Annotated in this window: 16 protein-coding genes; 10 read left to right on the top strand and 6 right to left on the bottom strand. The window is 64.6% G+C overall.

Translation table 11 applies throughout. From position 1 onward, the window contains the following. Positions 1 to 267 (top strand): transposase (locus BI327_RS29765; protein ID WP_143271710.1); only part of this gene is annotated, 267 nt, incomplete at its 5' end. A 60-nt stretch (positions 268 to 327) separates the two neighbouring features. Here the strand turns inward: BI327_RS29765 and BI327_RS29760 are convergent. Then, complete coding sequence (locus tag BI327_RS29760) at positions 328 to 1,728, bottom strand: MFS transporter (RefSeq protein WP_076864803.1); 1,401 nt, start codon at positions 1,726 to 1,728, stop codon at positions 328 to 330. A gap of 321 nt (positions 1,729 to 2,049) precedes the next feature. On the opposite strand from BI327_RS29760, the gene BI327_RS29755 reads away from it, so the two are divergent. The 3 genes from BI327_RS29755 to BI327_RS29745 all read left to right on the top strand — a co-directional run bounded on the left by BI327_RS29755 (position 2,050) and on the right by BI327_RS29745 (position 4,215). Then, the gene (locus BI327_RS29755; RefSeq protein ID WP_076864802.1) at positions 2,050 to 2,604 is read left to right on the top strand and encodes a fasciclin domain-containing protein; all 555 of its coding nucleotides are present in this window, start codon (positions 2,050 to 2,052) and stop codon (positions 2,602 to 2,604) included. 181 nt (positions 2,605 to 2,785) lie between these two features. Then, positions 2,786 to 3,418, top strand: a complete 633-nt coding sequence (locus BI327_RS29750) for a cytochrome b/b6 domain-containing protein (RefSeq protein ID WP_076864801.1) — start codon at positions 2,786 to 2,788, stop codon at positions 3,416 to 3,418. A gap of 11 nt (positions 3,419 to 3,429) precedes the next feature. Further along, positions 3,430 to 4,215, top strand: coding sequence for a molybdopterin-binding protein (locus BI327_RS29745; protein WP_076864800.1), 786 nt, complete (start codon positions 3,430 to 3,432; stop codon positions 4,213 to 4,215). Between the two features lie 143 nt (positions 4,216 to 4,358). Here the strand turns inward: BI327_RS29745 and BI327_RS29740 are convergent, their stop codons facing one another. Together BI327_RS29740 and BI327_RS29735 are read right to left on the bottom strand one after the other, a co-directional pair. Further along, a complete protein-coding gene (locus BI327_RS29740; protein ID WP_076864799.1) occupies positions 4,359 to 5,537 on the bottom strand; it encodes a YbfB/YjiJ family MFS transporter in 1,179 nt (392 codons plus the stop codon). Between the two features lie 89 nt (positions 5,538 to 5,626). Then, on the bottom strand, positions 5,627 to 6,490 hold the full coding sequence (locus BI327_RS29735) for a DMT family transporter (RefSeq protein WP_076864798.1): 864 nt from the start codon (positions 6,488 to 6,490) through the stop codon (positions 5,627 to 5,629). Between the two features lie 274 nt (positions 6,491 to 6,764). Here BI327_RS29735 and leuB point away from each other — a divergent pair, with 274 nt between their 5' ends. Beyond that, on the top strand, positions 6,765 to 7,877 hold the full coding sequence (gene leuB / locus BI327_RS29730; protein ID WP_076864864.1) for a 3-isopropylmalate dehydrogenase: 1,113 nt from the start codon (positions 6,765 to 6,767) through the stop codon (positions 7,875 to 7,877). A 114-nt stretch (positions 7,878 to 7,991) separates the two neighbouring features. After that, positions 7,992 to 8,972: a lysozyme inhibitor LprI family protein gene (locus tag BI327_RS29725; protein ID WP_083742253.1), complete on the top strand. Its 981-nt coding sequence runs from the start codon at positions 7,992 to 7,994 to the stop codon at positions 8,970 to 8,972. Positions 8,973 to 9,052: 80 nt separating this feature from the next. Here BI327_RS29725 and BI327_RS29720 read toward each other — a convergent pair whose 3' ends face one another. Beyond that, complete coding sequence (locus BI327_RS29720; protein WP_083742264.1) at positions 9,053 to 9,463, bottom strand: hypothetical protein; 411 nt, start codon at positions 9,461 to 9,463, stop codon at positions 9,053 to 9,055. A 178-nt stretch (positions 9,464 to 9,641) separates the two neighbouring features. Then, positions 9,642 to 10,436: a hypothetical protein gene (locus BI327_RS29715; protein ID WP_076864795.1), complete on the bottom strand. Its 795-nt coding sequence runs from the start codon at positions 10,434 to 10,436 to the stop codon at positions 9,642 to 9,644. A gap of 116 nt (positions 10,437 to 10,552) precedes the next feature. Here BI327_RS29715 and BI327_RS29710 point away from each other — a divergent pair, with 116 nt between their 5' ends. Further along, on the top strand, positions 10,553 to 11,587 hold the full coding sequence (locus BI327_RS29710; protein WP_076864794.1) for an aspartate-semialdehyde dehydrogenase: 1,035 nt from the start codon (positions 10,553 to 10,555) through the stop codon (positions 11,585 to 11,587). Between the two features lie 25 nt (positions 11,588 to 11,612). Continuing rightward, positions 11,613 to 12,164, top strand: coding sequence for a TIGR00645 family protein (locus BI327_RS29705; RefSeq protein ID WP_076864793.1), 552 nt, complete (start codon positions 11,613 to 11,615; stop codon positions 12,162 to 12,164). 9 nt (positions 12,165 to 12,173) lie between these two features. On the opposite strand, the gene BI327_RS29700 is transcribed toward BI327_RS29705, so the two are convergent. Next, positions 12,174 to 12,830, bottom strand: a complete 657-nt coding sequence (locus BI327_RS29700) for a carbonic anhydrase (protein ID WP_076864792.1) — start codon at positions 12,828 to 12,830, stop codon at positions 12,174 to 12,176. 144 nt (positions 12,831 to 12,974) lie between these two features. On the opposite strand from BI327_RS29700, the gene BI327_RS29695 reads away from it, so the two are divergent. Both BI327_RS29695 and BI327_RS29690 read left to right on the top strand, forming a co-directional pair. After that, the gene (locus BI327_RS29695; RefSeq protein WP_089025635.1) at positions 12,975 to 13,853 is read left to right on the top strand and encodes an HpcH/HpaI aldolase/citrate lyase family protein; all 879 of its coding nucleotides are present in this window, start codon (positions 12,975 to 12,977) and stop codon (positions 13,851 to 13,853) included. Between the two features lie 348 nt (positions 13,854 to 14,201). After that, positions 14,202 to 14,396, top strand: a complete 195-nt coding sequence (locus BI327_RS29690) for a hypothetical protein (RefSeq protein ID WP_076864790.1) — start codon at positions 14,202 to 14,204, stop codon at positions 14,394 to 14,396. The last annotated feature ends 139 nt before the right edge of the window (positions 14,397 to 14,535 follow it).

Here is a 14,535-nt window from a genome sequence, read left to right as displayed (position 1 = left end):
GGCCTGGCTCCCTTCAACGTCGACAGCGGCGCCTACCGTGGCAAGCGCAAGATCGGCGGTGGCCGAAAGCGCGTCCGCGCCGCCCTCTACATGGCTGCCCTCAACGCGGTCCGTAGAGCAGCTCCCTTTAAGACCTTCTACACACGACTGCGGCAGGCCGGTAAGCCCGCCAAGCTCGCTCTCATCGCTGTCGCCAGGAAGCTACTGACGGTCCTCAACGCCATGATGCGTGATAGAAAGCCCTATCAGCTCGAGCCAGCAACATAACAGTTGCCGGCTCGCGCTTCGCTTGGCCGGGACGACGCGTGGAGGGTTTTGCGCTCTACGTCACTCGCTGATCTCGTTCAGCTCCTTGCCGGTATGCTCCGGTACGAACAGGAACACGCCGATCGCCATCGCGAGCATCAGCACGGGGATGCAGAGGAACGCCAGCGCGAATGAGCCGGTGTGCTGCTGGAGCGCGATCGAGACGAAGGGAAACAGCACGAAGCCGACGAAATAGGCGATCGCCCAGACCACGCCGTTGGCGGCGCCGCGGATCCGGGTCGGGAAGATTTCCGCGGTCAATGTCGTGCTCGGTCCCCAGAAGCCGAGGAAGCCGAGACACCAGAGAAGCCCGAACGTCCAGAGCAGCACGCGATCCTCGGAATAGACCCAGAGCGTCATGAAGATCGCGCCCTCGATCAGGGTGATGATGAAGGTGCGGCGGCGGCCGATCTTGTCGATCAGCCAGCCGACCAGGCACAGGCCGAGGAAGCCGCACAGGCCATAGAACACATAGAACAGGCTGTATTCCGCGGTCGACCAGTGCTTCTCGGTCGACAGATACAGCGGCATCCAGGCGCCGACGGTGCCGTAGATGCAGGTCGAGGCGCAGGCCACGAACAGCGCGACCAGGGTCGACGGCAATACGTCGGGCATGAACACCTGGCTGATGCCGACCGCCTTGGCCTTGGTGAACCAGTTGCGGTCGTCGTCGCTGACCGTGCCGCCGCGCGCCAGCGTCTCCGAGATGCGCCGCTTGCGGTCCTGCGACCGCACCCAATAGGGCGATTCCGGGCAGGTGGAGCGGATATAGATTGCGAGCAGCGCGATCACGCCGGGCACCATCACGGCGATACGCCAGCCGAAATTGGCGGCGACGAGACCGGTGATCGCACCTGCGAGCGTGGCGCCAATGCACCAGGCCGAGCGCGTGATGCTGATGACGCGGCCGCGCAAGCGCGCCGGCCAGGTCTCAGCCACCAGCATCGAGCCGAGCGACCATTCGCCGTTGAGCGCGAAGAACAGCAGCGAGCGCGCGATCACGAAGACCGCAAAGGTCGGCGACAGCGCCGCGACCGGCATCAGCAGCGAGAACAGCGCGATGTTGACCGCGAGCAGCGTGCGGCGGCCGTAGCGGTCGGCGAGCCACGGCCAGAAATAGAGCCCGGCGATGCCGACGAACAGCGCGATCTGCATGCCGGAGCGATACTCCGGCAGGGTGAGCTGGAATTCCTTGATCACCATCGGCGAGATCAGCGCGAAGATCACGCCGTCCATGCCGTCGAAGCCCCAGCCGAGCGCATTGGCGGTGGCGATGTGCCAATGCGTCTTGGTGAGCTCGGTGCTGCCGGCGACCGCGCGGTAGTTGGCGTATTGCAGATGTTTTTGCTCGAGCGGGCCGACGTCGCTGCCTGCGTCATTCACCGCAGGCGCGGAATGCCCATCCGCCGTGATGCTGCTCATGATGCCTCCCCGCGGCCGCTCTCTGTGAAGCCGTGCCGCAATCTCAGGCTGAACTAATCGAGCGGCGGCGGCAAGCGAATTGCACGCGGCAGCGCACCCGTCCATTCCGCTCAATGGAATGCGCGACGGATTGCGAAGCGTGGCGCGTACGCAGCGCGCCGCAGCCGGTTTCAGCAATCACAAAGAATTATTTCCGGAAACCGACCGGAAAACCTCCCGTAGCTCGGACCAACGACGCCGCAATGATCAACCAACGCGCGTCGTTGCCCCTTCATCGCCGGCGGAGAGACGCCGGCTGGATACCTTATCGGAGACGAAGCCATGTCGAAGCGTATTGCCTATCTCGCCGCCGCCGCCTTCAGCGCGCTTGCGATCACCGCCACTGTCGTGGCACCGGTCCGTGCCGAGGAGAAGACCGTGATGGTCGGCGGTGCGGCGATGTTCCCGTCGAAGAACATCGTCCAGAACGCCGTCAATTCGAAGGACCACACCACCCTGGTCGCCGCGGTGAAGGCCGCGGGCCTGGTCTCTACGCTGGAAGGCAAGGGCCCGTTCACGGTGTTCGCGCCGACCAACGCCGCCTTCGGCAAGCTGCCGGCCGGAACCGTCGACAGTCTCGTCAAGCCCGAGAACAAGGCGACGCTGACCAAGATCCTCACCTACCATGTGGTGCCGGGCAAGCTCGAAGCCTCCGACCTCACCGACGGCAAGATGCTGAAGACCGCCGAGGGCGAGGAGCTGACCGTGAAGCACAAGGACGGCAAGGTCTGGATCATCGACGCCAAGGGCGGCAGCTCGATGGTGACGATCTCCAACGTCAACCAGTCGAACGGCGTCATCCATGTGGTCGACACCGTGCTGATGCCGGCGACGTAACACCCGACGGTCCGATTTAGTCCCTGAACGCCTTGCGAAACAGCGAGCCGGAGCCTCGCCCCGGCTCGCATTTTTGTGACCAGGCAGGATCGCCTATATCGAACTGATAACGCGTGAACCCGTAACGGAACGCCGGTTCCCGGCGTATAAGCCGGTAACGACCATGAGCAGAGATATCTCCATGACGAGCCTTGCCGTCAGCGACCACCAGGCAGAGACCGCAACGCCGGCGAAGGTGATCCAGCCGGTCTGGGTCCGGATCGTGCACTGGACCAACGCCTTCGCCATGATCCTGATGATCATGTCCGGCTGGCAGATCTACAATGCCTCGCCGCTGTTCGGCTTCACCTTCTCCCGCAGCATCACGCTGGGCGGCTGGCTCGGCGGTGCGCTGCTCTGGCACTTCGCCGCGATGTGGCTGTTGATGGTCAACGGCCTGGTCTATCTGGCGCTCGGCTTCGCCACCGGCCGCTTCCGCAAGAAGCTGCTGCCGATCACCCCGGGCGGCGTGATTGCCGACACCAAGGCGGCGCTGACCTTCAAGCTGTCGCATGACGATCTCAGCAAGTACAATTCGGTGCAGAAGCTGCTCTATGCCGGCATCATCACCGTCGGCGTCGTGATCGTGCTGTCGGGCCTGTCGATGTGGAAGCCGGTGCAGCTGCACTGGCTGGTGTCGCTGTTCGGCGGCTACGACATCGCCCGCTATGTCCACTTCACCTGCATGGCGCTGATCGTTGCCTTCCTGGTGATTCATGTCGCGCTCGCGCTGCTGGTGCCGAAGAGCCTGCGCGCCATGATCATCGGTCGCTGAGGGAGGATAAAATGGGCCGTCTCCGCAAGCTGCTGATCCCCGGTGTCGACAAGAAGCTGCTCGTCCGCGACGCGGTGAAGACGATGCCGGAGCTGACGCGTCGCCGCTTCATCACGGCGGGCACCAGCCTCGGTGCGCTGACGCTATTGACCGGCTGCGACGTGGTCGATTCGTCATCGGCGGAGGAATTGCTGAAGAAGGTCTCGAAGTTCAACGACGCGGTGCAGGCCTGGATGTTCAATCCGGATGCGCTGGCGCCGACCTTCCCCGAGAGCGCGATCACCAGGCCGTTCCCGTTCAATGCCTATTACGATCTCGACGATGCGCCTGTCATCGCGGGCGCCGACTGGAAGCTCGAGGTGCGCGGGCTGGTCGAGAACAAGAAGCCGTGGACGCTCGACGAATTGTACAAGCTGCCGCAGGTCAAGCAGGTGACGCGGCATATCTGCGTCGAGGGCTGGAGCGCGATCGGCAGCTGGACCGGCACGCCGCTGCGCGATTTCCTCAAGATCATCGGCGCCGACACGCGCGCCAAATATGTCTGGTTCCAGTGCGCCGACAAGGACGGCTACAATTCACCACTGGACATGCGCACGGCGCTGCATCCGCAGACCCAGATGACGTTCAAATTCGCCGACGAGATCCTGCCGCGCGCCTATGGCTTTCCGATGAAGATCCGGGTGCCGACCAAGCTCGGCTTCAAGAACCCGAAATACGTGCTCTCGATGGAAGTCACCAACGACTACAAGGGCGGCTACTGGGAAGACCAGGGCTACAATTCGTTCAGCGGTAGCTAGTCTGCTGTCGTCCCGGCCTAGTGCGCAACTGCGCACGGGGGCCGGACCCATAACCACAAATCGTCCTGATTGAAGAAGCCGTCTCCCCGCCTGTCCATTTCGTTGGCCGCGGCGTATGGGTCCCGGCGCGGGCCGGGACGACGTTACGGCCCCACCTTCCGCTGGAACGCCGACAGCAGCGCGCCGAGCGCCAGCATCGCGGCCGAGACGTTCAACGCAAATGACAGGCTGCCGACGGCATCCGTGATCGCGCCGACCACGATCGGTCCGAGCGTCTGGCCGATGCCGAAGGCGATGGTCATTGCCGCGATTGCGGTCGGCCAGGCTTCCGGCGGGTAGTTGTAGCGCACGAAGGCGGTGGTGGAGCCGACCACGGCGAAGAAGGCGACGCCGAACACCAGCGCCGAGATCGCAAGCAGCAGCGGGGAGTGACCGAAGATCGGCAGCGCCGCGCCGAGCGCGTTGACGCCGAGGATGATGGTGGTCGCGAGCCCGCCGCGGTCGAGCGCCAGCACCCGCCGCCACACCCATGGCGTGACGAATGCGCTGACGCCGATCAGGCTCCAGAACGCGCTCTGTGCCACCGCGCCGCCGCCGCCGTCGCGGACATAGGCGATCATGAAGGTCATGTAGGCGATGTAGCCGGCGCCGAACAGGAAATAGGCGGCGAGGTAGATCAGGACCGGCGTCACGGCGAATTTGGTCCGCACGATGCCGCCGGCGATTGCATCGGCGTGGAACGGCGCCAGCAGCAGCGGAACGGTCATGATCGCCGAGAGCAACGTCATCGCCCACCACACGATCCACCAGGAGCCGGCGCCGAAACCCTGCAACACGAAGGGCGCGATCAGGCCCGATGCGAGGATGCCGATGCCCGGCCCGGCATAGAACAGGCTGAGCAGGAAGTTGGCGCGTTCCGGCCGCGACTGCGCGATCGTCGCTGCCAGCGCGCCGCCGCCGACGAAGCCGATGGCGGCGGCGAAGCCCACCAGCAGGCGGGCAAAGCTCAGCACCACGAAATGGCCGGAGATCGCGCAAAGCGCCAGCGACAGCACGCAGGCCAGCGTCGACCAGCGCACCGATGTCGCAAGCCCGAAGCGCTGGATCAGGCGCGAGGCGAACAGCGCGCCGGCCAGATAGCCGGCGGCATTGATGGTGTTCATGAAGCCGGCGGCCGAATACGACCACGCCAGCGTGTCGCGCATGTCAGGCAGCACCAGCGAATAGGCGAAGCGGCCGATGCCGAGACCGACCGTCGGTGCAAGCGATAGAATCAGGATCAGCCGCGCGGGATGCGGGTAGGACGGGGCGGGGGCTCTCACAATTCACTCCGGCAATACGGCCATTGTGGCAGGCCGCGGCAGTCCTGCCCAGCACCGCACGCGGCAATGCTGTCTTGCGTATCGGGCAATCAGGCGATCAGGACCAGCGCGACGCCGATCACGGTCAACAGGGTTCCGGCGACGATCCGCGCCGTGATCTCGACATGCTTGAGCATGACCGCGCTCAGCGCCACGGTGACCAGCGGGTAGATCGCGGCCAGCGGCGCCACCAGCGTGATCGGGCCGTTGCGGACCGCGGCGAACAGGCTGAGCGCGCTGAGCCCATTGCTGATCCCGGTGAGCATGAACCAGAACCGGCCTTCGCGCGGCGCCTGCACCAGGAAGCTGCCCTTGCGGACCCGCTGCACGCTCAGCACCACCAGCGAGGACATGACGTAGCCGACCAGGCAGGCCCAGAGCGGGCTCGGCCAGATCGCAAGCCCGAGCTTGGCGATCGGCGGGACGATGCCGCGCACCAGCGCGCTCGCGAGCGGCAGCAGCAGCGCCCAGCTGCGCCAATGACCGAGGTCGCGCGGCCGGGTCACGGTAATCACGGCGGCGCCCGCCACCGCGACGACGAGGCCGATGAGCTGCTGCGGCTCGAGCGGCTCGCGCAGCAGCAGCACGGCGGCGGTGACCGCGAACAGCGGCGCCAGATTGCCCAGCGTCGAGGTGATGACCGGGCCGAGCGCCCGGTTCGAGGCAAAGGTCAAGAGCGTCAGCGAGGCCGGAAAGAACAGCCCGATCGCCATGAAGATCGGCAACGCCCGCCAGACCACCGGCTCGCCGTGCAGGATCAGTGGCGACAGCAGCAGGAACAGCAGGGTGAAGGAGGGCACGCTGATCGCCGCGCCCGACAGCGGCTCGACGGTGCGCAAGCCCAGTTGCGCCAGCACCACCCCGGCGCCGAGGAAAATGGCCGAGGCGAAGGCGTAGACGATGGCTGCGGTCATGAGGTCCGTCTTGTTGGCTTCTTGTTAGCTTCTTGGGGCGCGGCTGGCTCGTTCGGGGCCATTTTGGCCCCGCGCGGGGTGCCTTGCCAATCCGCCCGGGGCGTTTTAGCACTCCGCCCGGATTTTCACTCGTCATGCCCGGGCTTGACCCGGGCATCCATCCATCTTCCGAGACTTTTTCGAAGCGGGATGGATTGCCGGGTCATCTGTGCGAAGACGCGCTTCGCGCTTTAGCCCGGCAATGACGACAAACAGCTATCTCGAGGTAACGACCATGGCGACCCATAAACTGCTGCTTCTCCCCGGCGACGGCATCGGCCCCGAAGTGATGGCCGAGGTGCAGCGCGTGATCGACTGGCTGAATGCCCAAGGCATCGCCAAATTCGAGACCGAGCAGGGCCTGGTCGGCGGCTCCGCCTACGACGCCCACAAGGTGTCGATCTCCGAGGGCGACATGGCCAAGGCGACCGCGGCCGATGCCGTGATCTTCGGCGCGGTCGGCGGCCAGAAGTGGGATGCGGTTCCCTATGAGGTGCGTCCCGAGGCCGGCCTGCTGCGGCTGCGCAAGGATCTCGGCCTGTTCGCCAACCTCCGTCCGGCAGTTTGCTACCCGGCGCTGGCGGAGGCCTCGAGCCTGAAGCGCGACGTCGTCGAGGGTCTCGACATCATGATCGTCCGCGAGCTCACCGGCGGCGTCTATTTCGGCGAGCCGAAGACCATCACCGATCTCGGCAACGGCCAGAAGCGCGCGGTCGACACCCAGGTCTACGACACCTACGAGATCGAGCGCATCGGCCGCGTCGCCTTCGACCTGGCGCGCAAGCGCCGCAACAAGGTGACCTCGATGGAGAAGCGCAACGTCATGAAGTCTGGCGTGCTCTGGAACGAGGTCATGACCCAGGTTCACGCGCGCGAATACAAGGACGTCACGCTGGAGCACCAGCTCGCCGATTCCGGCGGCATGAACCTCGTAAAGGCGCCGAAGCAGTTCGACGTCATCGTCACCGACAACCTGTTCGGCGACATGCTGTCCGACATCGCAGCGATGCTGACCGGCTCGCTCGGCATGCTGCCGTCGGCCTCGCTCGGCGAAGTCGATTCCAAGACCAGGAAGCGGCGCTCGCTGTTCGAGCCGGTGCACGGCTCGGCGCCCGATATCGCCGGCAAGGGCCTCGCCAACCCGATCGCGATGATCTCGTCGTTCGGCATGGCGCTGCGCTATTCCTTCGACATGGGCGATCTCGCCGACAAGGTCGATGCCGCGATCGCGGCCGTGCTCGCCAGCGGACTGCGCACCGCCGACATCAAGTCGGACGGCACCACGCCGGCCAGCACGAGCCAGATGGGCGAAGCAATCCTGAAGGAATTGCAGAAGCTGCACGCGTAAGGCTCGCGCCGTCATTGCAAGGCGATGCAATCCGCCCCGGAATGACAATACGAAGACGGAAAATGCCGGATTACACCGGCATTTTTCTTATCGGGGTGACCTGGAGGGCGATGCGTGCGTGCCGTTGGTATTGCCGTAGCATCGGTGGTGTTTGCGCATCCGGCCCTCGCCATCGACTGCACGGCGGCAAGCAGCGCCGCCGAAAAAGCGATCTGTTCGGACCCCGGGGCGCGTAGCGCCGACGAGGCGCTTGGCAAGGCATACACTCAGCTGCGCAACTCGCTGCCTGCCAACGCCGCCGCGGCATTGCGACGTTCTCAGACAGGATGGATACCGTCACGCGACGCATTCTGCGCCGCGCCCACGGCAATCAAGCCATTGTCCGGGTGCCTTGCCGAACGATCCAGGGAAAGACAGAGGTATCTGGACGGAAGGCCGCGCGCCGGCGATGTCTCGGACCGCTTGTTCCGGCGCTATTTCATCTCCCTGCCGGCGAAGGACGGTTCGGCTGACCTTTCCGTCAGCGCGATTGCGTTCATCGGCGGCGGCGTATGGCAATCGCGGCTGAACGCATTGATCGACAGCGAGGTGAAGGGGGCGATCTCCGACGCCGAGGCGGGAAAGGAAAACCCGGGCAACCACGATAACTACGAGGTTAGTCTGGAGATGGACCTCGTCTACGCGTCCTCGCGGCTGGTTTCGGTGCACGTAACCAGCGGAAGCTATCTCGGGCAGGCCCATCCGGATTCGGGCAGCTACAACATCAACTTCGACCGGACGCTGAACCGGCAACTGAGATTCGACGATCTGCTCGACGAGGCCAGCGCGAAGCCTGTTTTCGAATTATGCCGATCGCAGGTCGCGGAGCAGAAGAAGCAGCGATCCGACGCCGCCGCGCACTGGAAGGATGATGTCGAGCTGAAAGAGGTCAGCGAGAATTCGCAAGACCTCAAGTCCTGGAGTTTTGAAGCCTCGAATGCGGTCGTCGACTTTGGCGCCTACGGCTTCGGAGGATATGGGCAATGCATGTGCAGCTGCACGATTCCGTATTCGATGCTGCGTCCGATCGTGAAGAAGGATTTTCCGCTTCCCTGACGACGCGCGCATCGTAGGCGTTCAAACAAAAATGCCCGGCCGGGGCCGGGCATTTTCGTATCGGCTGGTCGCCGGAATTCTCAGTACAGCGGGAAGTTCCGCGGATAGCCGCCGAGATCGGCCGGCGGGCTGAGCGGCTGGCGATCGATCGGGCGGTTGTTGTTCTCGCGCGCGAACGAGGGATAGCCGATTTCCGGCGGATAGGCGTAGTCGTTGAACTTGCGGTCGCCCGGCAGCACCTCGGTGCCGGCATCGAGCCAGGAGCGGGTGGTGACGTAAACGCGGGTGCGCGGGCCCTGCTGATAGACCCGGTTCGGACCCTGCGCGCCGTAATACCGGCGGCCGTCGCGGTCATACTGCTCTTGCTGCTTGCGCTTGCTCGGGGTCTGGCTCTGCGCGCTGGCCGCGGTCATGCCGAATGCGGTTGCGGTGACGGCAGCCGCGGCAAGCAACACCACGAGCTTGTTCGCGGCAGGGAGTTTCAAGGTCATCGCATCCTCGTCATTACGGCCCCTCATCGGGGCTGGCGCGTCCGCCAAAATCACTTGGAACACATTGTAGCCATGGTGGGGAGGCCGTCACTAGGTCAATTGCGCCACACCGGCTGAGATAATGCGTGTCCAAGCGCAAAAGTTTCATGAAAACCAGTACCTTGCCACGGTCTCGCCATCAAAGGGCGCCGCGCAGCCTCGGGTTCTCGCTGCCCATGACCCAGTCGGCGGACGGGCCGGGCGCGCCGGAGGTAACGCAGTCGGTGCGCCGCAGCTCGGCATGCGCGAACAGCGCGGCGAGCCTCGGGTCGTTGCCCGCGGTCAGCAGGGTCAGCCGGTTCAGCATGCAGGCGACCGCAGCGCGCTGGGCCGGCAGGCTGGCGCCCTGGCAGGTCCAGCCGGAAATCCGCAAGTCAGGCGCGTCGGCCTGCTTGAAGAAGCCAAGGCAGGCGCGGCTGCTGTCCGGTCGCACTGGGCGCAGCAGGGTGACGCTGCCGAACTTGCTGTCGACGATGCCGGCGGCCTCGAGCTCGCCGACACCGCCGGGGTCGAGCCGTCCGGCAATCTCGGCGACCGCGGGCCCCACGGCCTCGCCGCCGGGGCGGTAGATTTCCAGCTCGGCCGCCGGCACGCCATTGGCGTCGGCCCAGCGGAAGATGTCCTTGCGGCCGCCCTCGGGGTGCCGGAGGATTTCGTAAGTCTCTGTTTTATCTCGCGGATCAAGCCTGCTGACGGCAAACGCCGGCACCTGGCGGCTGGCGGCACTCCAGCCCGCCGCGGCGGGGGCCGCCGCAGCCGTTGCGTCCGGCAGCTGCTTCCATAGATAGTTGCCGAGGACGGCGAACAGCGCGAGCACGGCGACATAGGCGAACAGCCGGGAGAGCGTGGCGTACACCTCGTCGACGAAGCTCGTCAGTGCTGACGGATTTCTCGTATGATGGGGCGCGGCCGGATCGGCCCGAAATAGACGCATCAAAACGCTCAAAAGCTACGCAACGTTGTCTTGACGGGGTTTCTCGCATAGAAGCGCTGCCTCTTCCCTTTCCGCCGATGGCGGGGGAACGGGCATTTTTCGTCGGAGAGTGAACGATGGGTTACAAAGTCGCGGTGGTCGGAGCGACCGGCAATGTCGGGCGCGAAATGCTCAACATTCTCGACGAGCGCAAATTCCCCGCCGACGAGGTCGTCGTGCTGGCCTCGCGCCGCAGCGTCGGCATCGAGGTCTCCTATGGCGACCGCACGCTGAAGGTGAAGGCGCTCGAGCACTATGATTTCTCCGACATCGACATCTGCCTGATGTCGGCCGGTGGCTCGGTCTCCAAGGAATGGTCGCCCAAGATCGGCGCCGCCGGCGCGGTCGTGATCGACAATTCGTCGGCCTGGCGGATGGACCCGGACGTGCCGCTGATCGTGCCGGAGGTGAACGCGGATGCGGCCGCCGGCTTCACCAAGAAGAACATCATCGCCAACCCGAACTGCTCGACCGCGCAGCTCGTCGTCGCGCTGAAGCCGCTGCATGAGAAGGCGACGATCACCCGCGTCGTGGTCTCGACCTATCAATCGGTGTCGGGCGCCGGCAAGGACGCGATGGACGAATTGTTCTCGCAGACCAAGGCCGTCTACACCAATGACGAACTGATCAATAAGAAGTTTCCCAAGCGCATCGCCTTCAACGTCATTCCCCAGATCGACGTCTTCATGGAAGACGGCTACACCAAGGAAGAGTGGAAGATGATGGCGGAGACCAAGAAGATCCTCGATCCCAAGATCAAGCTCGCCGCCACCTGCGTGCGCGTGCCGGTCTTCGTCGGTCACTCCGAAGCGGTCAATGTCGAGTTCGCCAATCCGATCAGTGCCGACGAAGCGCGCAACATCCTGCGCAATGCGCCGGGCTGTCTCGTGATCGACAAGCACGAGCCGGGCGGCTACGTCACGCCGTATGAAGCGGCCGGCGAGGACGCGACCTATATCAGCCGTATCCGCGAGGACGCGACGGTGGAGAACGGCCTGTCGTTCTGGTGCGTGTCGGACAATCTGCGCAAGGGCGCGGCGCTGAACGCCGTGCAGATCGCCGAAGTCCTGATCAACCGCAAGCTGATCACCGCCAAGCAAAAAGCGGCCTAAGGCAGAACCGAACGGGGGCTGAACCATGTCGGAACAATCGGTCCCCACCCCAGCAAGTCCGGCGACGCCGCGCATCATGCGCGGCTTCGAATATGTGCTGTTCAACAGCCGCTGGCTGATGGCGCCGTTCTATGTCGGCCTGGTCGTGGCGCTCGCCGTGCTGCTGCTGAAATTCGCGCGCATGCTGTGGGAGTTCGTGCTGCATGCGTCCGGCTACAAGTCGACGGAAGTCATCCTCGATGCGCTGGCGCTGATCGACGTCACGCTGGTCGCCAACCTCATCCTGATCGTGGTGTTCTCGGGCTACGAGAATTTCGTCTCGCGCATCGACACCTCGGGCAACCCGAACTGGCCGATCTGGATCACCAAGATCGATTTTGCCGGGCTGAAGCAGAAGCTGCTGGCATCGATCGTCGCGATATCGGCGATCCATGTGCTGGAAGCGTTCCTGAACATCGATGCCGCGTTCGACGCGACGCGGATGACCTGGCTCGTCGCCGTGCACCTGGTGTTCGTGATCTCGGCGCTGCTGCTCGCGCTGTCGGATCGCTGGGGCAACGCTCACGACGAGGAGTAGCTGGAAGCGCTACTCGCCGGCCTTCAGGGCGTCGGTGACGCTGATGAATTCCTTCGCGACCCGGTCGAGCACGAACAGCGAGCCCTCGGCGACACCGAAATAGGCGCCGTGTAGTTGCGTCTCGCCGCTCTCCACGCGTTCGCGGACGAACGGGAAGGTCATCAGGTTCTCCAGCGAGCGGAACACCGCGGCCTTCTCGATGCGGGTGATGAACTCCTGCATGCTCTCATGCTCGCGCTGCTCGACCACCTCACCGGGCTTGATGAACATCTGCATCCATTTGCCGATGAAGTCGCCGGGCGTCAGCGGCTTGATCTTGTCGACGAAGGCGCGGATGCCGCCGCACTGGGCATGGCCCAGCACCACGATGTTCTTCACCTTCAGCACGGTCACGGCATATTCCAGCGCGGCCGACACGCCGTGGGCGTTGGCGTCGGGCTGATAGACCGGAACCAGATTGGCGATGTTCCGCACCACGAACAGCTCGCCCGGACCGGCGTCGAAGATCACCTCGGGGGAGACGCGGGAGTCGCAGCAGCCGATCACCATGGTTTCGGGAAACTGGCCGCGTTCCGACAGATCGCGGTAGCGCGACTGTTCAGTCGGCAACCGCTGGGTCGCGAAGGTCCGGTAGCCGTCGATCAACTGCTTCGGGAAGAATTTCATAGCCTCTGGCTAACCACATGCGAATGACCGGAACAAGACTTTCGGCGTGCCGCCTGAGATGATACGGCAGCGTTGAAGGATGGTTCCTGCCCCAATGCCCAAACATTGGACAGCGGCGGAGCCCAAGCCCGCAGGAGAATGCCGATGACCCGTCCCCGCCGCAGCCTGTTGTTCATGCCGGGATCCAATGCACGGGCGCTGGAGAAGGCCCGCACGCTGCCGGCGGACGGCATTATCCTCGACCTGGAGGATTCCGTTGCCCCCGACGCCAAGGCGGTGGCCCGCGAGCAGATCGCCAAGGCGGTCGCTGCCAAGGGCTTTGGCAAGCGCGAGGTCCTGATCCGCATCAACGCGCTCGATACGCCGTGGTGGGTCGACGACATCGGCATGGCCGGCAAGGCGCAGCCGGACGGCATCCTGGTTCCCAAGATCTCGACCGTTGACGACCTCAACGCCGTCGCCGATCGCCTCAGCGACATCAATGCCCCCGCCTCGATCCGGGTCTGGGCCATGATCGAGACCGCGCGCGCGGTGCTCGACGCCGACAAGCTCGCCGCGGCCTCGAAGGATTCCGAGACGCGGCTCGCGGGCTTCGTGTTCGGACCGAACGACATTGCGCGCGAAACCCGGATCCGGATGAAGCCGGGCCGCGCGGCGATGATCCCGATGATCACGCATTGCATCCTGGCGACCCGCGCGCACGGGCTCGAGATCCTCGACGGGCCCTACAGCGACATCAGCAATGTCGACGGTTTCGCCGAAGAATGCGCGCAGGGCCGCGATCTCGGCTTTGACGGCAAGACGCTGATCCATCCGAGCCACATCGACGCCTGCAACGCGATCTTCACGCCGCCGGAGGCCGAGGTCGCCGAGGCGCGCAAGATCATCGCCGCTTTCGAACAGCCGGAGAACGCCTCGCGCGGCGCGATCCAGCTCGACGGTCGCATGGTGGAGCGCCTGCACGCCGAGATGGCGAAGCGCACCATCGCGATCGCCGACGCAATCGCCGCGATGGGGCATTGAAGCAATCGACGCTCTTCCCTTCTCCCCTTGTGGGAGAAGGTGGCGCGGACGCAGTCCGCGACGGATGAGGGGTCTCTATCCGCGGAGACAGACCCCTCGCCCCGCTTCGCTGCGCGAAGCGACCCCCTCCCACAAGGGGAGAGGGTCGGGTCGAACCCGCGTCACGCTCCCAACTTCTCCGACGCCTACGCATATAGGCTGCCGGGAATCGGCGCCCCCTTGCCGCGGCCTTCTGAGCCCGCCCGGTGCCGTCGCGGAAGCGCTAGATTGGGGGGCATCGGAAACTCTTCCTCAACCTGCAGATGTTGTAAATTTCTCAACCACGAACCCGGGGAGGGGGATGTCCGGATGGGAGCCTCGATTGGCGACACCGCCTCCACAATCCTGTCGATCACGCTCTTTGTTCTGGGGTTCGTCGTAACGGTCCTATGGGGGCCGTCCCTCCAATGGGCGGGCGACGATGTTGAGGCGTACATCTTCAAACTGGTCGGCATCGGGCTGATCGTGTTCTTCTGGATCGCGATCACCTTCAAGCTCATCTGAACAAAGCCGGCTCCAGGGTTTTGTGGGTCGGCCGAGATGGCGAAGCGCACCATCGCGATCGCCGCGATGGACCACTGATCTTACCCTCCCCTGGAGGGGGAGGGTCGTTGCGCATGCAGCGAAGCGGAATGCGCAGCGG

The sequence above is a fragment of the Bradyrhizobium mercantei genome (assembly GCF_001982635.1).
Lineage (GTDB): Bacteria > Pseudomonadota > Alphaproteobacteria > Rhizobiales > Xanthobacteraceae > Bradyrhizobium > Bradyrhizobium mercantei.
This window is presented reverse-complemented; position numbering and strand designations above follow the sequence as displayed.